14 protein-coding genes and 11 pseudogenes are annotated in these 22,354 nt (G+C 58.7%); 14 read left to right on the top strand and 11 right to left on the bottom strand.

Translation table 11 applies throughout. The annotated features are described in order from the left end of the window. The first annotated feature begins 1 nt into the window (after position 1). The gene (locus tag ACIU1A_RS01155) at positions 2–1,054 is read left to right on the top strand and encodes a thioesterase domain-containing protein (protein WP_404928067.1); all 1,053 of its coding nucleotides are present in this window, start codon (positions 2–4) and stop codon (positions 1,052–1,054) included. A gap of 375 nt (positions 1,055–1,429) precedes the next feature. Here ACIU1A_RS01155 and ACIU1A_RS01160 read toward each other — a convergent pair. The 5 genes and pseudogenes from ACIU1A_RS01160 to ACIU1A_RS01180 all read right to left on the bottom strand — a co-directional run. Beyond that, positions 1,430–2,461: pseudogene (locus ACIU1A_RS01160) on the bottom strand (IS110 family transposase). Positions 2,462–2,605: 144 nt separating this feature from the next. Next, a pseudogene (gene istB, locus ACIU1A_RS01165) lies at positions 2,606–3,339 on the bottom strand (IS21-like element helper ATPase IstB). After that, complete coding sequence (istA, locus tag ACIU1A_RS01170) at positions 3,272–4,840, bottom strand: IS21 family transposase (RefSeq protein ID WP_404928068.1); 1,569 nt, start codon at positions 4,838–4,840, stop codon at positions 3,272–3,274. Before istA ends, istB begins: the two are co-directional and overlap by 68 nt. 209 nt (positions 4,841–5,049) lie before the next feature. Beyond that, the gene (locus ACIU1A_RS01175) at positions 5,050–5,175 is read right to left on the bottom strand and encodes a hypothetical protein (protein WP_404926349.1); all 126 of its coding nucleotides are present in this window, start codon (positions 5,173–5,175) and stop codon (positions 5,050–5,052) included. Between the two features lie 416 nt (positions 5,176–5,591). After that, positions 5,592–6,575, bottom strand: a pseudogene (locus ACIU1A_RS01180) (IS110 family transposase); the annotation flags it as partial. Between the two features lie 289 nt (positions 6,576–6,864). Here ACIU1A_RS01180 and ACIU1A_RS01185 point away from each other — a divergent pair. Then, a pseudogene (locus ACIU1A_RS01185) lies at positions 6,865–7,116 on the top strand (integrase core domain-containing protein); the annotation flags it as partial. A 264-nt stretch (positions 7,117–7,380) separates the two neighbouring features. On the opposite strand, the gene ACIU1A_RS01190 reads toward ACIU1A_RS01185, so the two are convergent. After that, the gene (locus ACIU1A_RS01190) at positions 7,381–8,418 is read right to left on the bottom strand and encodes an IS110 family transposase (RefSeq protein WP_404928069.1); all 1,038 of its coding nucleotides are present in this window, start codon (positions 8,416–8,418) and stop codon (positions 7,381–7,383) included. A gap of 625 nt (positions 8,419–9,043) precedes the next feature. Between ACIU1A_RS01190 and ACIU1A_RS01195 the strand changes: the two genes are divergently transcribed. The 3 genes and pseudogenes from ACIU1A_RS01195 to ACIU1A_RS01205 all read left to right on the top strand — a co-directional run bounded on the left by ACIU1A_RS01195 (position 9,044) and on the right by ACIU1A_RS01205 (position 11,029). Continuing rightward, complete coding sequence (locus ACIU1A_RS01195) at positions 9,044–9,565, top strand: transposase (RefSeq protein WP_404928070.1); 522 nt, start codon at positions 9,044–9,046, stop codon at positions 9,563–9,565. 111 nt (positions 9,566–9,676) lie between these two features. Next, positions 9,677–10,168: pseudogene (locus ACIU1A_RS01200) on the top strand (CoA-binding protein); the annotation flags it as partial. A 71-nt stretch (positions 10,169–10,239) separates the two neighbouring features. Next, positions 10,240–11,029 (top strand): IS5 family transposase gene (locus tag ACIU1A_RS01205; protein WP_404926344.1). Its coding sequence is split into 2 segments (ribosomal slippage): positions 10,240–10,571 and positions 10,570–11,029, totalling 792 coding nucleotides; the frame shifts between segments, so codons are not numbered across the junction. Between the two features lie 197 nt (positions 11,030–11,226). Here ACIU1A_RS01205 and ACIU1A_RS01210 read toward each other — a convergent pair. Next, on the bottom strand, positions 11,227–11,448 hold the full coding sequence (locus ACIU1A_RS01210) for a hypothetical protein (protein WP_404926343.1): 222 nt from the start codon (positions 11,446–11,448) through the stop codon (positions 11,227–11,229). 77 nt (positions 11,449–11,525) lie between these two features. Between ACIU1A_RS01210 and ACIU1A_RS01215 the strand changes: the two genes are divergently transcribed. From ACIU1A_RS01215 to ACIU1A_RS01240, 6 genes and pseudogenes are all read left to right on the top strand, one after another. Beyond that, positions 11,526–13,097, top strand: coding sequence for an acetate--CoA ligase family protein (locus ACIU1A_RS01215; RefSeq protein WP_404926350.1), 1,572 nt, complete (start codon positions 11,526–11,528; stop codon positions 13,095–13,097). Then, on the top strand, positions 13,090–13,869 hold the full coding sequence (locus tag ACIU1A_RS01220) for a carnitinyl-CoA dehydratase (protein ID WP_404926351.1): 780 nt from the start codon (positions 13,090–13,092) through the stop codon (positions 13,867–13,869). Before ACIU1A_RS01215 ends, ACIU1A_RS01220 begins: the two co-directional genes overlap by 8 nt. A 99-nt stretch (positions 13,870–13,968) precedes the next feature. Next, positions 13,969–15,165: pseudogene (locus tag ACIU1A_RS01225) on the top strand (acyl-CoA dehydrogenase family protein). 46 nt (positions 15,166–15,211) lie between these two features. Continuing rightward, a pseudogene (locus tag ACIU1A_RS01230) lies at positions 15,212–16,349 on the top strand (acyl-CoA dehydrogenase family protein); the annotation flags it as partial. A 243-nt stretch (positions 16,350–16,592) separates the two neighbouring features. Then, positions 16,593–16,709 (top strand): annotated as a pseudogene (locus tag ACIU1A_RS01235) (CocE/NonD family hydrolase); the annotation flags it as partial. A 619-nt stretch (positions 16,710–17,328) separates the two neighbouring features. Further along, complete coding sequence (locus tag ACIU1A_RS01240; RefSeq protein WP_404926352.1) at positions 17,329–17,991, top strand: hypothetical protein; 663 nt, start codon at positions 17,329–17,331, stop codon at positions 17,989–17,991. Positions 17,992–17,995: 4 nt separating this feature from the next. Here ACIU1A_RS01240 and ACIU1A_RS01245 read toward each other — a convergent pair. The 3 genes from ACIU1A_RS01245 to ACIU1A_RS01255 all read right to left on the bottom strand — a co-directional run bounded on the left by ACIU1A_RS01245 (position 17,996) and on the right by ACIU1A_RS01255 (position 20,696). Next, positions 17,996–19,185, bottom strand: a protein-coding gene (locus ACIU1A_RS01245) for an IS3 family transposase (RefSeq protein ID WP_404926353.1) whose coding sequence is annotated in 2 segments (ribosomal slippage) — positions 17,996–18,933 and positions 18,933–19,185 — 1,191 coding nt in all. Because the reading frame shifts where the segments join, the coding sequence is not laid out codon by codon here. A gap of 179 nt (positions 19,186–19,364) precedes the next feature. Next, the gene (locus tag ACIU1A_RS01250; protein ID WP_404926354.1) at positions 19,365–20,126 is read right to left on the bottom strand and encodes a class I SAM-dependent methyltransferase; all 762 of its coding nucleotides are present in this window, start codon (positions 20,124–20,126) and stop codon (positions 19,365–19,367) included. A 270-nt stretch (positions 20,127–20,396) separates the two neighbouring features. Further along, positions 20,397–20,696 carry an iron-sulfur cluster assembly accessory protein gene (locus tag ACIU1A_RS01255; protein WP_404926355.1) on the bottom strand — a complete coding sequence of 100 codons (300 nt, stop codon included), beginning with the start codon at positions 20,694–20,696 and terminating at the stop codon, positions 20,397–20,399. Positions 20,697–21,055: 359 nt separating this feature from the next. On the opposite strand from ACIU1A_RS01255, the gene ACIU1A_RS01260 reads away from it, so the two are divergent. The 3 genes and pseudogenes from ACIU1A_RS01260 to ACIU1A_RS01270 all read left to right on the top strand — a co-directional run. Continuing rightward, entirely contained in the window at positions 21,056–21,346 is a 291-nt protein-coding gene (locus ACIU1A_RS01260; protein ID WP_404926356.1) for a transposase, read from the top strand. Positions 21,347–21,410: 64 nt separating this feature from the next. Then, positions 21,411–21,591 (top strand): annotated as a pseudogene (locus tag ACIU1A_RS01265) (IS5/IS1182 family transposase); the annotation flags it as partial. Between the two features lie 19 nt (positions 21,592–21,610). Further along, positions 21,611–21,930 (top strand): annotated as a pseudogene (locus tag ACIU1A_RS01270) (transposase); the annotation flags it as partial. Positions 21,931–22,022: 92 nt separating this feature from the next. Here the strand turns inward: ACIU1A_RS01270 and ACIU1A_RS01275 are convergent. Beyond that, positions 22,023–22,234, bottom strand: a pseudogene (locus ACIU1A_RS01275) (transposase); the annotation flags it as partial. Positions 22,235–22,354 lie beyond the last annotated feature (120 nt).

The following is a 22,354-nucleotide window of genomic DNA, read 5'->3' on the forward strand; positions in this document are numbered from 1 at the left end:
AATTGCGGCGGTCTATCGGGATATTTTGGGCTTGGATGACGTTGCCCTGACCGACAGCTTCTTTGACCTTGGTGGCGATTCGTTGAGCGCCTTAAGCGTCCTCGATCACATCGAGCAGATCACGGGAGAGAGATTGGCTGTCTCCCTGATCCTGGAACACCAGACACCAACACTGCTCGCAACAGCCCTGACCCGTGGAAGCACACGCCCAAACTCACTGGTGCCGATACAAACCGGCGGTTCGCGCGCGCCTCTGTTTTGCCCCCACCCTTTTGGCGGACATGTCCTCTTCTACGCGCCTCTCGCTAAAGCATTGGGGACAGAGCAACCGCTCTTCGGCCTGCAGGCACGCGGACTAAACGGCGAGGCAAAACCTCATCTGAGCATTCCGGAGATGGCGAGGGAGTATGTTGAGGCCATCAAGAGCGTACAGCCACGCGGTCCTTATCAGCTCGCCGGCTTGTCCATGGGCGGCAGCATCGCTTGGGAAATGGCTTGCCAATTGCGCGATGCTGGTGACGAGATAGCAGTACTTGCGCTGCTCGATGCCAAAGCGCTTCACAAGCACTATGAGTATGCAAGCGGCCGGTGCCATTCCTTGCTCGGCGACAGTCCCGCTCCTGACTGGCTGAGCGAGCAACCAATCATATTGAGCATCCTTTTTCCCGCGCTGAAAAAACATTGGCAAAAGCTGAAATCCGTCAAACGTGAGCGTCAGGTCACTGCCTTGCTCGAGTTTGGAAGGAAAGCAGGCCACCTGCCCGCCATAAGTGACACGCAGTTCGACCATATTCTGACGGTTGCCGAGGCAAACAGAATTGCGCTGTATGACTATACGCCTCGGCCCCACGACGCCAGGTCCGTTCTTTTTGCTGCCAAGAAGGGACTGCGCATGTCCACCAATCAACCCGACGGCGATCTTGGGTGGAAGCAATTCACGCAGGGCCACCTTGAAATTCACGAGGTGCCAGGTGACCATTACACGATGGTCGCGTCGCCTCACGTGAGCGTCCTGGCGAAGAAGCTTGATAAGTATCTCAACAGAAACGACTAGATGTTTGATCCCAGGTTTTGATGGTTCATCATTGTCGTCCGAATCAAAGGATGCGCTATGGGCCAGGTTCTGCATGGGAGCGCCACAACGACAGAGGCGATCCGTCGAGCGATACAGCATAGTCATGTCTGGACGGCGCCCGCTGATCAAGGGTTGTTTTTGGGGATGGGATAGTCGCGGGTGCGGTCATGTCTCCGGCCTGTTGTTGCGGTCTTGTGATCGCTGGCCCTGATGGTATCCGCTGAGCCTTTGGCCTGATCAAGAGAGCGAGCTCGAAGCTCCGACTATGCTGCAGGCTTTCAGGATCTATTCTCGTCTGTTCCCATCACGTCATCGTCACCCTCGATTCCGGTCCCGGCCTAGCCGGTGCTGTGGTTACGCGGGTGTGCCGGCATAGTGTGTCACGTCGCGCATGATTGCGAAGACGATACGGGCGAGCTTGTTGGCCGTTGCCACGGCGACAAGCTTAAAGGGTTTGGCCTCCAAGAGGCGATCTGCCCAGCTTCTCAAAGCATCACTGCTGCGTCTGCGATGGAAGAGGACGGCGTGCGCGCCGACCACGAGCAGCTTGCGTAGATATCGGTTTCCCATCTTGGAGACGCGCCCCAGCCGTTCCTTTCCGCCGGAGGAGTTCTGCCTTGGCGTGAGCCCTAAAAAGGCGGCGAATTCGCGCGGACCCGAGAAGGCGGAGATATCCTGGACACTCGCCACAAGGGCAGACGCAGTGACCGGGACCGATGCCAGGAACTGTCATCAGACGGCGGGCTGTCGCATCGGTTTTGGCGAGAGCCAGAATAGCCTGATCGCTTTTCCCGATCTCATGATCGAGTTCATTCAGCCGCCGCACCAGCGGCAACAGCGCCGAACGCACGATCGCTGGGATCATGTCGTTGCCTTCCACGATGAGAACCGCCAACGCGCGGGCATTGCTAGGTCCTTGGGCGGCGATGATCCCGATCTCGGCTAGATGGCTGCGCAGCGCGTTGAGCAGTTGGGTGCGTTGGGGCCACCAGAAGTTCGCGTACCTTGTGATGCATGAGCGCCGCCTGGTTCTCGACCGATCGCACCGGCACAAAGCGCATGGAAGCCGCGTCACCGCCTCGCAGATGGCTGCTGCATCGGCAGCGTCGTTCTTCTGGCGGCAAACTAAGCCTTCACATATGCTGGCGCCATCAATCTCAGATCATGGCCGAACTTCGTCAGCTCCCGAGCCCAGTGGTGGGCCGAACCGCATGCTTCCAAGCCAATGAGGCAGCATGGTAGGGATTCGAAGAATGCCAGAACATCCTTGCGCCGAAGGGCCCGGCTCGTGACGATGTGGCCGGCGACATCGACTGCGTGAACTTGGAAGACGTGCTTAGCCAGATCGAGGCCAACGGTAGCGACAGTGCTGAGGTCGGTTGTCAATGACCACGGAATCGGGACCCTGTTTTTTCGCGCAAAAGGGACCCCGGCTTTCGGTGTTGAGAGGCACGCCGGTAAGCGCCCGATCAGGCGAAGCTGGTCGGGGTTGCACAGCCTGATCGGGCGCGACTGATTGGCTTTCGAACTTCAGCTTTGAGAGCGGCTCTTGAAGCGCCAGGATTCGTTGCCAGTCTCGGCGATCTCGCAGTGATGGGTGAGGCGGTCGAGCAGCGCGGTTGTCATCTTGGCGTCGCCGAAGACGCTCGGCCATTCCCCGAAGGCGAGATTGGTGGTGATGATGACGCTGGTGCGTTCGTAAAGCTTCGAGACCAGATGGAAGAGCAACTGCCCGCCGGCCTGGGCGAAGGGAAGATAGCCGAGTTCATCGAAGACGACGAAGTCGAGCCGGGTAAGATGATCGGCAATGCGGCCCTGCCGGCCGGCACGGGTCTCGGTCTCGAGCCTGTTGACGAGGTCGACAACGTTGAAGAAGCGCCCGCGTGCGCCGTTGCGGATGAGAGAACGGGCAATGGCGATCGCCAGATGCGACTTGCCGGTGCCTGTCCCGCCGACCAGGACGACATTGCGCTGATCGGCGACGAAGGCGCCGGCGGCGAGGTCGCGGATCAGGCTCTCGTTGACCGGCGTGCCGGCAAAATCGAAGTCCTCGATATCCTTGGCCAGCGGAAGCTTGGCGACGTGAGCTGGTACTTGATGGAACGGGCCTGCTTCTCCGATATCTCGGCCTGCAACAGATCGCCGACGATCTTCGGCGGTTCGTGCTGCCGCTTAATGGCGACGCCCATGATCTCGTCATAGGCCGCGCGCATCCCGAAGAGTTTCAGCGCCCCCATCAGTTCCAGTACTTCGGTGCGTTCCATGGCTGTTCGTCCTCCTGAGGCTGTCATAGCGGGCGCAGTCGGCGACCGGCTCGTGAGCCAGCTTCAGCGCCTGGGGAATGGAAAGGATCGTGCCCGGCGCCGGATCGCGGCTGCGGGCCAGGATGTTGAGGATCACCGCGGCCGACGAGACGCCGTGCTCGATGGCTTCCTGGCAGGCGGCCTCGACCGCGCTCAATCCGTCGGTCAGCACGCAGGTGAGGATCGACACCATCTGCCGGTCGCCGTCATCAACCGCCTTGAGCTTGCGGCGCACCTTCTCCATTGCCGACGGCAGGACCCAGCCAAGGAACGGCGCGCCGTTGCGCAATCCGCCCGGCTTGCGGGCCAGCACCGGCACGTAGTGCCAGGGATCGTAGATGACCTCGTTGCGGCCGAAGCAGCGGGCATGCTCGCCCACGACCACGCCGTCCTGGCGGATAATGATCCGGTCGGCATAAGCATGGATCTCGACGGGCCGGCCGACGGCACTCGACAGCACCGAGTATTTGTTGTTGTCGAAGCGCACCGTGCAGGTCTTCGACACCGACGCGGGAATGCAATGGAAGCCGTCAAAGCGCCCGGCATAGGGAATGAAGCTGGCGCGCTCTTCTTCGAATACGTCCCAGATCGTGCGCTCGCCCTGTTCGGGATGCCGATGCGCCTTGGCATAGGCAACGCATTTGTCGGCCAGCCAGCCGTTGAGATCCTCCAACGTCTTGAAGCGCAGCCTCGGTGTGAAGAAGCGCTCGCGCACCAGCCCGACCTGGTTCTCGACTTGCCCCTTCTCCCAGCCGGCCGCCGGCGTGCAGGCCTCCGGCTCGACAAGGTAATGCCCGCACATCTGCGCAAAGCGGCGGTTGTAGCGGCGATCCCTGCCGATGAAGATCGCGTCCACCGCCGTCTTCATGTTGTCGTAGATGCCGCGCGTGCAGGCGCCGCGGAAGAAGCTGAACGCCCGGTCATGGGCGTCGAACACCATCTCCTGCGTTTCGCGCGGATAGGCCCGCACGAAGAACATACGGCTGTGGCAAAGCCGCATGTGCGCCACCTTCACCGTTACCGTCACGCCGTCGAGCAGAACGATCTCGTGGCTCCAGTCGAACTGGTAGGCCTCGCCCGGCGCAAAGCTCAACGGAATGTAGGCTTCGGCCGCGGCGCTGCCGCGATCCGCCGCCCAGCTCTGAGCATGCCGCCACACCGAACTGTAGCTGCCGTCATAGCCGAGGCCGCGAAGCTCCTCAAAGATGCGGATCAGTGTCAGCCGCTCCCGCTGAGACTTGGCCGCATTCGCCGATAGCAGCCGATCCAGCTCGTCACGCCAGGCGCCCATCCGGGGATAAGGCTGATGCTTGCGCTCGTAGCGGAACTCTGTCTCCTCGGAACGCAAAACCTTGCGCACCACCTTCCGGGAGATCTTCAGCTCCCGGCAGATCGCCTTGATCGACTTCCCCTGCACCAGCGACAGCCGGCGTATCTTCGCAATCGTCTCCACAACCAACATCCAAAACACAAATGCCTCCGATCAAACCGGAGGCATCTTGATGACCCCATCGTTAAGGGGTCCCGTTTGGACGAAAATCACCCCTCAAACAGGGTCCTCATTCCATGAAAAATCACAGTCGGTGGTAGTGCCCATGGACGGTGCTCCTTCAGATGGGTGCTCGACAGCAGTCGACTGCCTCTATGCCTTACAACCGACGATCCCACACCTCACGCGCTCGGCACTGCATGCCGGCGTTTATGGCTAGGGTCTTCAATTAGGACCTCATTGCGAACCTTGGCGATATCGATCGCTACCAGCACCGCGGCGGCGGGTGTAGAATCTGAAGTGGTCATGATCGGTCTCTCCGGAATGGGTTGTGAACATTCACATTCTAGAGAAACTTGACCGGCCATGGCCGCCTCCAGCGGTGCGCGCCTGCAGCGAAAAGCTGCGCGCACCGCTGTCTCAGCTGCCGCCGCTCCTTCATTCCGTAGGTGCTACGGTATCCAGTTCACGACGCCGGCGCCGGTGGTTCTGCCGTGCCATTGATCAAGGAGGCCATCGCAAACGGCGAACGCTTCTGGGCCCATGCTTTCGAATACGCCTGCACCACGAACGACATCGAGCACCGGACGACCAAGGCAAGACATCCGTGGTCTGATGTGATCGACAAGAGCTTTTTGATCGGATTTGCGATATTCTCCTGTTGCGCATGGGTGACCGCGTGGCGAAGAGCAGGGTCCGAGGTGAGAGCCCTGCCGCGCAGCCTCTACAGTCGCTTCTCATTTGCGGCGCCCGTGCGCACCCTCTTCGGACCTCGTGGGTTCCAGCCGAAGACAAAGCGGGCATAGGCGGTTTCGGCCTGTTCCACCCAGCGCCTCTCCTCGTCCCGGTGACTCTTGATATTGTAGGCGTGCGCGGCCCCTTTTTGGCCGCACACAGCCTTGCTCCCGGCCTTGAGTTCCACATCGCGCAGCTTCTTGGCATGCAGGGAAGGCCGAGCCCAGGCGTAGCTCTCCCCCTTCGTCAACAGATGCCAGATCACGACAGCGAGCTTGCGTGCGGTCGCGACGGCCGCGACATGCTGCCCGCGCCTGGCACGTACTCGTAGAAAGAAAGCCCGCAGCGGTCCGGGTGCGCGTGCCGCTGCCCAGGCAGCTTCGACGAGCATACCGCGGGCATGTCCGCGTCCCTGCTTGGTGATCCGTCCGTGGTAGGCAGGCCCTGGCCCTGATTGCCGGACACTCGGGTTCAGGCCAAGATAGCTCACAAGCTTCTGCGGCTCCTCGAAGCGCGACACGTCGCCGATCGCTGCCTTCATTGCAAGCGCGACGGTCATGTCGACGCCGGGAATGGTCATCAGACGCTTCACGCCTTCATCTCCAAGGGTCGAGCGGGCAAGATCGCGCTCGATGATCTGGAGGTCGTCGCCCAATCGGTCGAACTCGCGCAGATGCCGATCGATCGCGAGGCGCTCGTCTTCCGGCACGACCTGTTCGCTCAACCACGACCGGCCCTTGGCGCCGCACAGATCGGCATGCGGGCAGGACGGGATGAGGTGGCTATGAAGGATCGACTGGATAACATTCTTCAAGCGCGATCTTTGCCGAACGATCTGATTGCGCCGCGTCACCTGCCGGCGCAGTGCCTGTGTAGGTTCGTCCGGAATCCAGACTTCCGGCAGGAAGCCGCTGGCATAGAGCTGCGCCAGAACGCCGGCATCAATCGTGTCCGTCTTGATCTTGGCGAAGGCGCGATGGATATCCAGTCCGATGATACGCATGCGTATTCCCTCCTTCCTGGCTCGGTGAAAGACGGGAGCTGACGGGCAACACGACACTTACTGATCCGCGCTCGCAGCGCATCCGGGAAAGTCGCGAGGGGCGGCCATGTAACTAGCTCGGGCTCTCAGCCCACGGTCTAAAGACGGCCTGCCCGCACTTTCGTGCTCCCGGTGCCCCACGTCCCGGATGGGCTCACCATAAGGCCGTTCCAAAACAAGAACAGCAGGACGAAAAGGCACCACCGATCACATACCGGATAACGGTCAGGTCGAGAGAATGAACCGGACCATCAAGGACGCAACCGTCAAGCGCTTTCATTACGACGATCACGACCAACTGCGTCGGCATCTTGCCGACTTCGTTGCGGCCTACAACTTCGGCCGCAGGCTCAAGACCCTCAACGGCCTCACGCCCTACGAGTTCATCTGCAAGGCATGGGCTTCCCAGCCCGAGCGCTTCACTCTCAACCCGATCCAGCAAATGCCGGGACTTCTCTATTCGGCGTGTTGAAGTCAAGCGCTTTCGAGCTCCCTCATCCAAGGGGTTTTGGTGCCTTCGCGGGGCCTCGCTTCTCTTCGGGATCGGCGCTTTGGCCCTCCCAGGATGGGATCAGTTGGAATGAAGGGAGCAATCTAAACAGCGTTCTCACCATGTTGCCATGGCCGACACGAGTCCCGGCACGCTCTTCCTCATCCTCCGTCCCGCGAAGGACATCTATCCACCCCAAGGCGGATTCCGTTATTGGTCGTTGCGTTCTGTTCTTCGATGAATCAGCTACATCACCGCTGGCGTATCTTCTCGAGCCCAGCGGAACTCGCTGCCGTCAATCCATATCCTGTGCATGATGACCGCCAATCTGCGTGCAAGAGCGACTGTAGCCCTTTGTCGACCACGGCGTTTGGCAACATTCATCGCCCACGCTTTCAACCACGACCACTTCTTCACGACGGTCAACAAGACTTGCGCGGCTTCATAAAGCAGCGTCCGCATCATAGCGTCGCCGCACAGTGAGACACGTCCGACGCGATGGTCTTCCCCTGATTGATGCAGCCGCGGCGTCAAACCGAGAGAAGGACCCACAGCCTTCGAATTCCTGAAGCGTGCCGGAATGTCGATCGTGGCTTTGAAAGCCAGCGCAACAACGGGACCCACCCCGGGCACGGTCATCAATCGTCTGCAAACAGGGTCACCCTTCACAATCGACAATAATTTTCCCTGCAAAACCATGAACTGTTCGCGCAGCTTCTGACGAGCTGCCAGCAGAGGTTCCATGATCTCGGCCAAGTCGGAGATGCCATCGACAAGCTCACGGATACGCTCGCCGAACTTGATTACACTCACAATGCCGACCTTAAGCCCGAAGTTGCGCAGCAGCCCCCGGATATCATTCTCGATTGCCACAGCCTTTTCCTGCAACAGTTTGCGCGCAGTCAGCAAAGCCCGGCGCTTTTGACTGGTGAGCGTCTTCACATGCACGGGTCGGAACAAGTTGACCCGCATCATCTGGGCAATGCCACGGGCGTCGTTGCGATCGCTCTTGTTTACCTGCGCCTTCAGGTAGGCCTTCGTGTGCCGGGTCTCGATGCAAACCACCGGTAGCCCGGCTTCCGCCATCCCGCTGAACAGCCACTGTGACAGCGGCCCGGCTTCAAGACCGATGCGAGTCGCTGGCATCGCAGGATCATTGAGCAACCTCACCAAATCGTCGGGATAGCTCGGGATCTTGGTCTCACGGCAAATCTTACCGGCGTCGTTCACGATACAAACCGAGGTCTCTTTGACCGAGACGTCCAGGCCAACATAATATGACATGCTGCGCTTCTCCATCTGATGCTTGTGGCTGCTCCAAAACAGACCACGTTTACCATCAGCTCGAAGCGCAGCACCTCAACGGGGAAACGAGGGGCTCGGACAGCCGAATACCCCATCTAAACATCTAGGCGGCCGCAGACTGGCTGCATCCGCTCCGGTCAGCTGTCTAGTCGGATGCACCAGCGTGCCTAAGAACCTGACTCGAAACTCGGTTACGCACGACGCGGAGCTGCCATGCGACGAAGCATGGAAGCATGAAACGGATCGACGCGATGATCCGATCGGTGGCTGGAGATTCTAGCCTGGATGTGTGATCGGGCGGCTAGTGCTGCTTGGCAGATTGGCGCCGCACCTCATGTCGATATTGCTGCGTTCGGCGCTGCTGCAGGATGTAACACCCGCTTCGGGCACCCCATCGCAAATGGTATCGCCACGGTGGCGCACGGTGACGGCCGCCTTGCTGAGGCAGGCTGAAGGCTGCAAGTAGTCGTAAGTACGCCTCCGGCGAGGTCCGGCGTGGGCCGCCTTGCGCGAGCATGGCAAGGTAGCGAGGCTGCGCTCTTATGGTCGTCCTTACGAGCGCAGTTAGCAGCACAGCAGAGCCATGTGACGATGTTGACCGGTCCTGAGCGTCGTCGCCCGTTGGAACGAAGAGGATCAGTGCCGGATACTGCGCGCGGTATTCGCGCCCGGGGCCACAGTGGCGGCGGTAGCGCGTCAGTACGATGTTGCGACCAGCCTGGTCTATGAGTGGCGCCGCACGGTGAGAGCCGCACCTCGCCAACAGCTAGGCGCCACCTCCGCCCTAACGCACGAGTCTGGACCGTATCCAAGGGCATGCCCGACTTCGCCGGTGACCAATATGAAGGCGTTGCACCGAACGGCGCCGCTGCATGATGTCTCAATCTCAAGATCTATAGCAGACAAAACGCTGTCTCCATTAGACGAACTGTCGCGAGACGAACAGACGAACTGTAGCCGAAACGTTTGCTTTTCGTGCTCATTGGCCCAAGACAAAAAACACGGAAGGAAGCGCGAACAAGGGGCCGCCGGGACCTTGAGCGTCAAGCCGCAGGTGTGTCGACGGGATGGCACGACAGTTGCGGTGCCAACTCTAGAAGCTCTCGGACGACACGCCCACAACTAGCGGAGGTGACCGTCATGATTGGTACGGAATCTTGAATGCGGTCGTTTCGGCGGTGAGCCGCAACGCTTGAATCGGTTCTGGAAAACGCGCTCAGACAAGAAAGTAACGATCATGCACAAACTTGAGCGACTTCTGCGTCCGAAGTCGATCGCTGTATTCGGCGGCAGAGAGGCGGCTCGTGTCGTCACTCAGTCGAGCAGGATTGGTTTTTCAGGCGAAATTTGGCCTGTGCATCCAAACAAGGCTGATGTTGATGGCTACAACGCGTACCGCTCAGTCGCCGAATTGCCCGGTGCTCCTGATGCTGCTTTCGTGGGTGTCAATCGTCACCTCACGGTCGACGTGGTGAAGGCTTTGGCCGAGCGTGGCGCCGGTGGGGCCGTTTGCTATGCAGCAGGATTTCTAGAGGCCAGCGCATATGACAAGTACGGTGAGAGGCTGCAGGCCGAACTCGTTGCCGCAGCCGGCCAGATGCCGATTATCGGCCCGAACTGCTATGGTCTTATCAACTATGCTGACGGTGCGCTTCTGTGGCCTGATAACCATGGCGGTGTCAAGCTGGCAAAAGATGGCAGGGGTGTAGCCATTGTCACGCAGTCCTCTAGGCCCTGTTGACAAAGTGGATTCCCAAATCAGCAGAAGCGTGATTCAAGACTGCCTTTTAGGAGGCAGTTTTGGCTCGGGGCGACCTCACGGATATGGAATGGCGGATCATCGAGGGGCTGTTGCCCACCGAGCGGGGGAGGAAGTCCCGGCCTTCGCACGATAATCGACGATACCTGAACGGCATGCTGTATGTTCTGCGGGTCGGATGTCCTTGGCGTGACATGCATGAGCGCTACGGCAAGTGGAATTCCGTTTATGTGCGTTTTCGCCGTTGGGCCGAACAGGGCGTTTGGGACGCTCTCCTTGAGACCCTGGTCGAACTCGGGCTGACGGATGACTGGCAACACATGATCGACAGCACCACAGTTCGCGGCCACTCGCAGGCTGCGGGCGCTAAGGGGGACTTATCAGGAGGCTTTTGGTCGATCACGCGGCGGCTTTACGACAAAAATCCACGCCCGCGCAGACGGTCAAGGACGCCCTCTCGGCTTCATCCTGACGGGTGGCGAGGCTTCGGATTACAATGCCGTTCCTGATCTACTGGCGATACCGGTCAGCAAACCGAGATTGTTTCTTGCCGACAAAGGCTATGACGGTGATTTCCTGCGTGAAGAACTCCTGATCCATGGGATCAGACCAGTCATTCCGCCGAAGGCCAACCGCAAGAACCCGCCTGCCTGCGACTACCGAGCATACAAAGATCGAAACCGCATCGAGCGGATGTTCAACCGCCTCAAGCAGTTCCGTCGCATAGCCACGCGCTATGATAAAACGGCGAAGTCGTTCATGGCATTCCTTGCTCTCGCTGCCGTTCGCGTCTGGCTGCCATCATTCGTCGCCATGGTCCAAGAGCCATGACGTAATCGGAGCCTCCCCGGTTCGGACGTCTTTATAGGTCGAGCTAATCTTGTTCAGTACCGCCTCGTCTTCCGAAACGATCTCATAGAACGTGCTGTCGACCGCCCGGATTATCACCCACGGCTTTTCTGACTGCGGGGGTACAGAGCCAACGAACTCTCCCCAGATAACCTGCCGTGTATTCTCAGCCAAGGCGGCTAAATCAGAGCCCGAAAGCTGGCCACCCCTTGTGCCAACCCCTCAAGCCGCTTGCCCCCTTCACCGGTAGCCTCAAACCATTCGTGCCCAGGTTTGGACGACTTGATCGTCGAGACGACCCAGCGTGCTTCTAAAGAATGAGGAGCCAAAAGTTGCAGCAGGTCTCCGAGATCAAGCGCAAGAACGTGATCTTTGAGATCATAGACCCTAAGTGCCGCCATGGTGTCCCTCGTGACTCCACGGTCGCATTGGCCGAAACACTTTGTCAACAGGGCCTAGTGTAGCTATCCACATAACCATGCAGAAGCGCGGTCTTCCGCTCGCCTTCTTGATGACGGCCGGCAACCAGGCGCAGACCGGGCTTTCAGAAATAGCACTCGACCTGATTGAGGACGAGCGCGTTACCGCGGTTGGCCTACACATCGAAGCTTTCGACTCTGTCGCCGGTTTCGAGAGGCTGGCGGCAAGAGTCCGCGAGCTAAAGAAGCCGATCATCGCCATGAAGGTTGGGCGCTCAGAACAGGCACGGCAGGCAACCGTGTCGCACACCGCCTCGCTCGCCGGTTCTGATGCTGCTTCTGGTGCCTTCCTGAAGCGACTCGGCATCGCGCGCGTTGATTCTATTCCAGCCTTTATCGAGGCATTGAAGCTCCTACACATCACCGGCCCGCTGCCAGGCTGGAGGCTGTCGTCTATGAGCTGCTCGGGCGGCGAGGCCTCCATAATGGCCGACAGCGCTCAAGGGCGCTCGGTGCATTTCCCCGGGCTGGCAGCTGACCATCGTGCCCGTGTGAAATCGACTCTCGGACCCCTTGTGGCGGTTGCCAATCCGCTCGACTACCATACCTTCATCTGGAGCAACGAACCGGCAATGACGGCCACTTTCTCCGCCATGATGTCCGGCGGCTTCGACCTCAACATTTTGGTGATCGATTTTTCGCGTCGCGACCGCTGTTTGAATGTCGAAGAGTGGGGCTTGGCAACATTGCGTTCCTTTGAAGCCGCGCACAAGACCAACAAGGCGAACGGCGCCATTGTTTCTTCCATACCCGAGAACCTGCCGGAGGAGCACGCACATCGACTGATCGTTCGTGGCGTCGCGCCATTGTTCGGTATCCCGGAAGCTTTGGATGCCGCACAGGCCGCAGCCTTCATCGGCAGCGCTTGGCTCGAACCGCTCGCGCAGCCAGTCGACACCACGGCTGTAGGAAGATCCGGCACGAAGCGCTTCGTACCCGACGAAGCTGAAGGCAAAGAGAGGTTGATCCAAGCCGGCCTGCCGGTACCGAAGGGCGAGCGTGCGAGCAATGCGGTCGAGGCAGCTAGCTTTTCCCAGGCGCTCGGATTTCCTGTGGTGCTGAAGGCGCTCGGCGTCGCCCACAAGTCGGAAATGGGAGCGGTGCGGCTGAACCTCAAGGATACTGAATCTGTCAGCAATGCCGCACGGGACCTCCTGTCGCTCGGCACTGGCCTCTATGTCGAGCACATGGTGCGAGACGGTGTCGCCGAGTTGATCGTCGGATTCACCCGTGACCCGATGTTCGGCGCGGTGATGACGCTCGGCACCGGGGGCGTGCTGGTCGAGCTTTTGCGCGACAGCGTGATCCTGATGCTGCCGGCGACGCGTGACGACATCGAGGCGGCGCTGCGTGGATTGAAGTTCTACCCACTGTTGGAGGGCTATCGCGGCCGACCGAAGGCGGATGTCGGGGCCGCCATCGACGCGATCGCCGGCATTGCCGACTTCGTGCAGAAGAATGCCGGTGAGATTGAGGAACTCGACATCAATCCGCTGATCGTCTGCGCCGAGGGCAAGGGCGCCTGGATCGCCGATGCCCTGCTGGTGCTGGGAGAAAAGAAGAATGGCTGAAATCATCACCACCCACCGCGAAGGCGCGATCCTCGAAGTCACGCTCGACCGGCCCAAGGCCAACGCCATCGACCCGCGAACGTCCCGCCTGATGGGTGAAGCGTTCATGGCGTTCCGCGACGATCCGGAACTTCGCGTCGCCATTTTAAAGACCGCCGGCGACAAAATCTTCTGTGCCGGCTGGGACCTTAAGTTTGGTGCAAGCGGCGATACCGATTGCGACTATGGCGTCGGCGGCTTCGGCGGGCTGCAGGAATTGCGCGACTTGAACAAGCCGGTGATCGCCTGCGTCAATGGCATGGCGGTGGGCGGCGGCTTCGAGCTGGCGCTCTCCTGCGACCTCATCTATGCCTCGGACCATTCTTCCTTCGCGCTGCCCGAAATCCGCGCTGGCATGCTAGCCGGCGCGGCCACCATCAAGCTGCCGAAGCGCATTCCATACCATGTCACCATGAACCTCCTGCTCACCGGCCGCTGGATGGACGTGGCCGAGGCGCATCGCTGGGGCCTGGTCAACGAGGTGCTGCCCAAGGAGAGGCTTGAAGGCCGCGTCTGGGAAATCGCGCGGCTTTTAGCCGGCGGCCCACCGCTGGTCTTCGCCGCGATCAAGGAGACGGCCCGCGTGGCGGAAACCCTCAGCTTCCAGGACGCGATAAACCGCGTGAAAAGCAATCAACTCGTGACTGTCGACAATCTTCATCGGTCAGAGGACAAATTTGAAGGTCCGCGTGCCTTTGCCGAAAAGCGTATTCCCGTCTGGAAGGAAAAATAATGTCATTGTCGCAATACTTATCACCAGACGACTTCCCCACGGGAAAGAGCAGCAGCTTGGGGCAACGGCAACTCTTGTTTAGCAATGGAGTATAGCCCCATGGATATTATGTTCACAGAAGATGATCTGGCTTTCCGGGAGGAAGTGCGCAGGTTCTTATCTCACAGTACCATCCCGGAAACGCGCCGAAAATTGGCCGAAGGCTTAAAATTGTCAAAAAACGAGATCGCGGCTGGGACGCGGAACCTTTACAAGAAAGGTGTGCCAACTTGGCCTCAGAAATATGGAGGCACGGGGTGGACCCTCGTGCAACAGTACATCTTCGAAGAAGAGGCGCGCGCCTTTCCAGCACTAGTCAAGTTCGGTATGGGTGAGGACTTAGTAGGTCCAGTCATCTACACCTTTGGCAATCTGGTGCAGAAAGAGTACTATTTGCCCCGCATCGCTAACGCAACTGATTGGTGGTGCCAAGGCTTTTCAGAACCGGGAGCTGGGTCCGACTTGGCATCACTTAAGACGCGGGCAGTTCGCCATGGTGAATATTACGTCGTCGATGGCCAGAAGATCTGGACATCATCGGCCCATTAGGCCGACTGGATGTTTTGTCTGGCAAGGACCGATCAAGATGCGAAGAAGCAGCAAGGCATCTCTTTCCTTCTCATTGACATTAAGTCGCGGGGCGTCACTGTGCGCCCGATTCACCTGATCGATGGCGGTCACGAAGTCAGTGAGGTATTCTTTGATAATGTCCATGTCCCGATCGAGAATCTAGTTGGGGACGAGAACAAAGGGTGGAGCTACGCGAAGTATCTTCTCAGTAACGAGCGGTTCGGCGATGCTGGCGTAGGCCTTTCCAAGGAGCGTATGCGGCGGGCGCTGGAACTTGCGGCTCAGACCTGTGTCGGCGGCGAGCGACTTGTTGATCAACCCTCTTTTCGTGAAAAGTTCGCCGAACTCGAAGTTCAGTTGAAAGCGCTCGAGATCACTCAACTCCGCGCAATCGCAAATGCGTCAAAGCAGCAACAAGGAGTACAGGATCCCGCAAGTTCCATCCTAAAGCTGAGGGGCTCGGAAGTTGAGCAGGCAGCCGCGGAGCTCCTAATGGCTGTGATGGGACCTAACGCATTGCCTTACATCCCGGACGACGAGCTTGGTAGCCGCAACGAGCCGACAATCCTCCCGCGATGGGCCGCGAAGATCGCCCCCACTTATTTCTATAGCCGTGCGGCGTCGATCTATTCGGGATCCAGTGAAATTCAGAAGAACATCATCGCCAAAGCGATCCTCGGCCTTTGATGCAAAGTGGTCACTGGCAGCGCGTAAATTTCGGGAGATATTTGCAGTGACCTTCGATCTATCGGAAGGGCAACGGCTCCTAGCGGAGAGTGTCGAGCGACTTATGCTCGACCGTTACGGCTTCGGCGATCGCCGCAAGTACGGAGGTGAGCAACCCGGCTTCAGCGAGGCGATGTGGGAACGCTATGCTGAGCTCGGTCTGCTGGCGCTGCCGTTTTCGGAGGAATATGGCGGCTTCTGCGGCGGTCCGATCGAAACAGTGATCGTGATGGAGGCTTTCGGCAAGAGCTTGATCTTAGAGCCTTATCTCGCAACGGTGGTCCTTGCCGGGGGGTGCTTCGTCGTGGTGCGAATGAAGCTCAAAAGACAGAGCTAATCCCCCTTATTGTGAATGGTAGAGCCAAACTAGCCTTTGCATATGCCGAACCACAGTCGCGCTATGATCTTTTCCACGTGGAGACACAAGCAAAGAAGCAAGGTACCTTTTGGGCTCTAAGGGGGGTCAAGACTCTCGTCCTACACGGCGACGTGGCCGATAAGATAATAGTCTCGGCCCGAACAGCCGGAGACACTCGCGAGAAGAATGGGATCGGGCTCTTCCTTGTCGACGTTCATGCGCCGGGCCTCACTCGCCGCCCCTTCCTGACACAGGACGGTTTGCGCGGGGTGGAAATTGCACTGGAGAATGTACGCGTTGACGAGAGTAATTTGATTGGCGACCCAGAAGGGGCGTTCCCAGTTATCTCGAGGGTGGCTGATGAGGCTGTCACGGCACTCTGTGCGGAAGCAGTTGGCTGCTTCACAAAAATGCAAGCTATCACGCTCGGTTACCTAAGACGCGTGAACAGTTCGGAACGAAGATCGGCAGCTTTCAGGTGCTGCAGCATCGTGCTGTCGACATGCTTGTGGAGTTGGAGCAATCTCGATCGATGACTTTATACGCCGCAATGATGGTGGGCGAAGACAACACCATTAAGCGAGAGCGCGCAGTTTCGGCGGCAAAGGTTCAGATCGGTCGATCATCCAAAGCCATAGGCCATCAGTCCATCCAACTTCATGGCGGCATTGGAATGACGATGGAATATAGCATAGGCCACTACTTTAAGCACGTCGTGATGATCGACACGCTTTTCGGTGATGCAGATCATCACCTGAGGCGACTGGCGGCACTTGGAGGGCTAAGGAGCGTGCCATCAACCGAGCCCAAGCGGCATGGCGCGAGTGAAGCCGTTAAATCGAAGAGGAAACATGGCAACGTCGGAGGCAAACTCCGGCGTGATGACGTGGTCTTGCCGGCGGTCAAAGCGGCCGGAATTGCGGTAGTAGGGTCGACCTGCGTGGATCCGGTGACTCGGAAGGCTTGCACGAAGACGAGTTTATACATGAACTTCCGGCGCCGTGGAAATCACCGTTAGGTCGCGGCGCAGCCGTGGTCCAATGGTAAAGTAGGCATGATGGGAATTTCGTGGGGTGGCAACTCCACGAGGGTAGCCGCCGGCACTCAAGGCCGTCATACCGGCGAGCTGCTCGATCGACCGATATAGCGATGGGCTGCGCTACAAGATGGCGCTCACTGTTCGACCAATTTGTTGTGCCGCGAGATGCTCGGCTGATGTGGATCTGCGTCTGCCAGACATATGCGCAGATCTTCCCGTTTTCATCCCGCACAACCGTTTGCCATACCTATGTCTGCCGGCCCAAGTGAAGCGGTCGGCATTCGGCGGTAACTCTCGCCCCAGCGCAGGAGCGTACAAAATTCGTCTTCGATTCGAGCGTCGCCGTTCTCTGCGTCGCTCCGAGATTTTGCAGCGCCCCATCGCGCCAAGGCTGTCCGCAAGTGACATAAGTATCCCGCCATGCACCGCGCCGACAGAATTGATGTGTCGGGTCTCGATGTCGACATGCGCGGTGATGCATTCCGGGGAGATCTCGTCGAGCTCAATCCCAAGAGTCTTCTGAAACCCTCTGGTCGGCGCGGCGTGGATATGGACGATGGCCGCCCGCCTCCGGCGCACCGATCGCCTCCTTGGTGATCTGCTCCGGAGTGATCGGTAGATATGGTGTTGTTGGTGCGCGCCGTGCCTATCACCGCGCACGTGATGATCACTTAGCGTCCAGCGGACATGAAATCGTTCCAGTGGCCAGGCCTCGCACGCCGCGTCGATGATGCTCTATGTCGCCGCCCAACTTCATCCTAAGGTGGTCTCCGACCTCGAACTCAAGAGATATGGACTTCGATCCTTCAAGGCAGACTATCGCATGTTCCGCCCCGTGGACCAAAAGCGCTCAATGATGGTAGGGGGCGACACTAAACAGATGCAGGCGGTCTTGGCCCGGTTTTCCAAGGCCGATGCCGCGCGGTATCCGGAGTTCCGCAAGTATCTGTCGGGCGTCTCGGAATTTGTTCACGACCTCAAGCTGCAGACGCCAATTGACATTGTGGCCACTTCGTTGAGTTCCCGGCTGAAGACGGCGAGCTTCCTGTGGGGCCACCGTAATGTAGGTGGCGATTTTTATAAACTCATAGATCTATTCACACAGAGTTCGGATGAATATCTGAGCCGTTGGTTCGAAAGCAGTGAAGTGAAGGCCGCGTTCGCGTTTGCGGTGGGCGGCAGCCTGATCGGTCCCAAGACTCCCGGATCCGCTTGGCCTGCGTTGCACGGCGGAAGCACCGGATGGGTACCGTGCAAGTTGAATATTGCATGTGAGAAAGCTCCGCAGTTCTCATCTTTCAACAAACAGGACGCGGGAATGGGCAGCCCAACCGATCGTTCAGATCGCTCCCGACATGGGATATCTCGAACTGGCCTGACCTGCCACTGAACTGTCATCCAGTGGCGATTAGAGCCTTGGCCGTTTCTGTTACGCCTCTTGGCGCGGGTTGAGCAACCGGCGGAGGCGCGGAGCCTTCCATCAGCGCAGCGTCGGAGCCGGTTGCGGTGATGACCTCGGCATAGGCTGCCGGGGTCTGGTAGCCGAGCGAGGAATGAGGCCTCGCGGTGTTGAAGTCCTCTCGCCATTCGGCGATGGCGCTTCGGGCGTGGTCGAGGCCGAAGAACAGGCTCTCGTTCAACAGCTCGTCGCGCATCCGGCCGTTGAAACTCTCGACATAACCGTTCTGCATCGGCTTGCCCGGCGCGATGTAGTGCCATTCGATCCTGTGATCCTTCGACCAGGCGAGGATGGTGTTCGAGGTAAACTCGGTGCCATGGTCGGAGACGATCATGCCCGGCTTGCCGCGGTGGGCGATCAGTTCCGTCAGTTCACGGGCAACCCGACGGCCGGAGATCGAGGTGTCCGGGATCGCGGCCAGGCATTCACGCGTCACGTCGTCGACGATGTTGAGCACGCGGAACCTCCGGCCACAGGCGAACTGGTCATGCACGAAATCCAGCGACCAGCGCGCGTTCGGCTTTACCTCGACCAGGATCGGCGCCCGCGTGCCGACCGCTCGCCGCCTTGCCCGGCGCTTGCGCACCGTCAGGTCCTCCTCGCGATAGAGACGATAGATACGGTTGATCCCAGATGCCTCGCCCTCGCGCCTGAGCAGGATGAACAGCCGCCGGTAGCCAAAGCGTCGGCGCTCGTTGGCGAGGTCACGCAACCTGCCGCGTAACTCCGTCTCGGGTGGACGCCGGGACTGGTAGCGGATCATCTTGCGATCCGCGCCCACAAAGGAACAGGCCCGGCGCTCCGACAGGCCCATGACGGCCTGCAGATGCGCAACGGCTTCGCGCTTGACGGCGGGCCCTACCATTTTTTTGACAGAAGCTCGCGCAATGCCGAGGCTTCGAGCATCTGGTCGGCGAGCAGCTTCTTCAGCTTGGCGTTCTCGTCTTCCAGAGCCTTCAGCCGCTTGGCGTCAGAGACGTCCATCCCGCCATACTTGGCCTTCCAGTTATACAGCGTCGCCTCCGAGACCCCGTGCTTGCGGGCCAGATCGCCCGCCTTCGCACCCGCCTCATGCTCGCGCAGAACCGCAATGATCTGCTCTTCGGTGAACCGCTTTCTCTTCATCAGTCCGTCCTTCAATCAAGGCCCGGACTCTAATCTCAGATGGAGGAAATTCTCAGTGGCAGGTCAGGCCTATGAAGAGGCATCACCCGGTTGGTATTCTTCGCGACCGCCATGATCATGACGATCCCAACCCTCCTCGAACCTAGCCTGGCCCCGCGTCTATCGCCCTGAAGGCCAACTTACTTATACGCGACAACCACGAGGCGCGGGCCATATGGTGTGAACTCTCCGCCTTCCTGCCCATAGGCTTCAACGGTCTCGAACCCAGCGTTTCGTAACATGCGAACATATTCCGAAAACCCATAGTGTCTGACAGAAAGACGCGTTCGTCTAATGCATCCATTGCGGACGACGATCCTCTCGGAATTTCGACGATCGGTTAACGCGTCGTATTCTATTATATCGATTCTTAGATCGTCGTTACGCTGCACGACCTCGCAGGTAGGCGACTTGTCGCGCAGCAAAGCGAAGCGATTGAGCTGATCGATTAGCAGGCGCCCGCCCTTTCGGAGCGAAGAAGCGGCTTCACGAAGAACTCTCTCATTCTCCGCTTCATCGAAATAGCCAAACGTCGTGTACCACAGAAAAGCCGCGTCAAAGTGTCCTCTCCATGGAAGTGACCGTATATCACCAAGAACATACTCAACATCTACCTGGCGCTCTGCCGCATCTGCTTCGGCTTTTCTCAATAGAATCGGCGAAATATCCAATCCGGTTACCCGCGCTCCTTTTTCCGCCAATCGGTTGGTAATCCTCCCATAACCACATCCGAGTTCAAGAACTGAGCTGCCTTGCCTAAGTGAAAGAAGCTCCCAAATTGCTCCTACTTCCCGGTCGCTTTTCTCCGGTGGATTGACCAAATCCCTAAAATGCAAGTAATCTTCGCTGAAGTACGTTTCGATCTCGGATAACGAAATTGGGGCGATGGCCTGGTACTTCATATGATTTTCCATGCTCATTCTCTCATGATTTGTTAACTGTATTAATTCACGGAACTGTGTCTCTTAAAGAAACCAATAGTTGTATTTTTATTGTTCTCTTCTAATAAGAGCGCATTGCCTCGTCGTAGCCTAAGCTTGACTTCGTAGTAGCGTTGAAGCTGCCACCCCGCAAGAATGACGGCGCGTTAAGCTGAGCGCAGCCGCGGATTAATAAAGTATTCTTGACCTTGTCGTATAGTCCCACATGGTCCTTCTCTTTCTCTCGGGCGATCAGCCGAAGGATTTGCCGCAGGCGCACGTCCCCCAGACGTTGGGATTGTCGAAGATTAACCCGGAGGATTCGGACACCGTGACGAAATCGATGGTCACGCGGGCGATACGGGGTGGGGAGCCTACGTCCACGAACACCTTGACCCCGCTGTCTCGATGACCCGCATCGCCCTCGTGCCCATTGGGTAATTTGAAGCGCAGCCGCCGGCCTGGACCATGATGCAAAGCCTTCCGCGACTCGCAGGCGCGGTAAAGAGCAGTCTTTGCAGCGGCAACAGCGTTATCAGTGAGCGTGGTCATGGAACGATTTCTCCTCGGTCCGTGAAGCGTTTGCGGATGACCACGCACGTCTTGTGCCAAGGGAAAATCACGTCAAATAGCGGGTCGTGCTAACACCGGCTATGTCGCTGGTCCGGCAATCGTCGGACATGCGACATAGCGGGACGCGCTTGAATGACTTGGATTCCGCTTAGGAATCCTGTCCGCCATTGTAACCTCATCAGGGTTGTCGAGTCTGCGACCCGGTGGTCATCGGCCTCACTCCCCCGCTGCACGCCGTAAGCCAGCCAACAACAAAAAAGATCCTCTGAAGCCATTTCCGCGCAGTTGACACGACTTTTAAAGGTACTTCGGCCGGAGGTGGCAGGAGCGTACCAGCGATGTTCATCCCGCTAAACGAAGCAAAGCAGCATGTCACGCCTGCGTCAGATATCCGCATTCCGAAAGTCGTTTTGTCCTTGGACCTCCCTCGTGATCACAATGCCATTTCCCTCCGCTCCCTCTTCTCAGCCCCAAGCGCCTCCGTCATCGGCGTGGAGTTTGTCGTCCCCGACGACCGCCGGCGGCTCAGGGCGGCAATCCGCGAAGTGCTGCCCGAGGCGGTCTGGAAGCACTGTTACGTGGGGCTGTTGAAGAAGTCCTCCCACTCAATTCAACTGATCAATCATTGATTCGGTGGAGGATTCGCGATGCTGGTTCGGAAAGAACGAGATCAACTCGCAACTCGAACTGTTCATGACCGGCTCGCTGCGATAGCTCATCCCTGATGATCATATCCTGGCCAAGGTCGATCGTGTGCTTGATCTGTCGTGGCTGCGCGGCGACTCTACTGCGACGACAACGGCCGCCCGGGAATAGATCCTGAGGTTGCGGTCCGTCTAATGCTTGTGGGTTCCCGCTTGGGATCATCCACGACATGGAGCACTTCCCGATCAGATTGCGCAGGCTGCGACCTTGCCTTCATCAGCCTATCCAAAGAGCGGGACAACAAGGCCGTTGTTGTCGGGAATGACTATCCGGCATTGCTGAGAGCTCGCAGACGTCGCGAGCGATGGTCGGAAGAGGATAAACAGCTCTATCCGCGCCATCTGTGTTGCTCCGAATGCCAACATGGCGAAGCGAAGAACTGGCATGGCCTTGCCCGGGCGGTTCGGCGGGCCGAACCAACATGACATTCCAGGCCAACCTCACTGCCGCGGCGGTGAACCTCAAACGGCTGGCGGCCGCTTTGTTGGCCCATTTGCTCGGATTGGTTCTGCTGACGCTCCCTATTCTGCCCGATCGAGGAATCCTGAGGCAGATACCCCGCGGGACTGCCAGGAATCTTGTGCGTGGGGCCGGTTGTCGTCATTGGCTGACGAACCTTTCGCCGAAGGCGACGCGAATTGCGTCCTGGCCTCGAACCACTCGCGCGGCGGTCTTTTCCAATCCTCGGCGGCGTGGTTCAGGACCAGATATAACAGTTTCATTGCCGCGTCATTGGGGAAATGGCCTCGGGTGCGAACGGCGCGGCGCAGCTTCGAGTTCAGCGCCTCGATCGCGTTCGTAACCGGTATGATCATGACGGTGCCATCCGATCCCCGCTGGAGATGAGCGATTTTCGGCGTATGGTGCGACCATCCGGGACAGGGGCACCGGGAGCACGCCAAGTGCGGGCAGGCCGATGTATTCGATGAGCT

This window comes from Mesorhizobium maamorense (assembly GCF_044998965.1).
GTDB lineage: Bacteria > Pseudomonadota > Alphaproteobacteria > Rhizobiales > Rhizobiaceae > Mesorhizobium.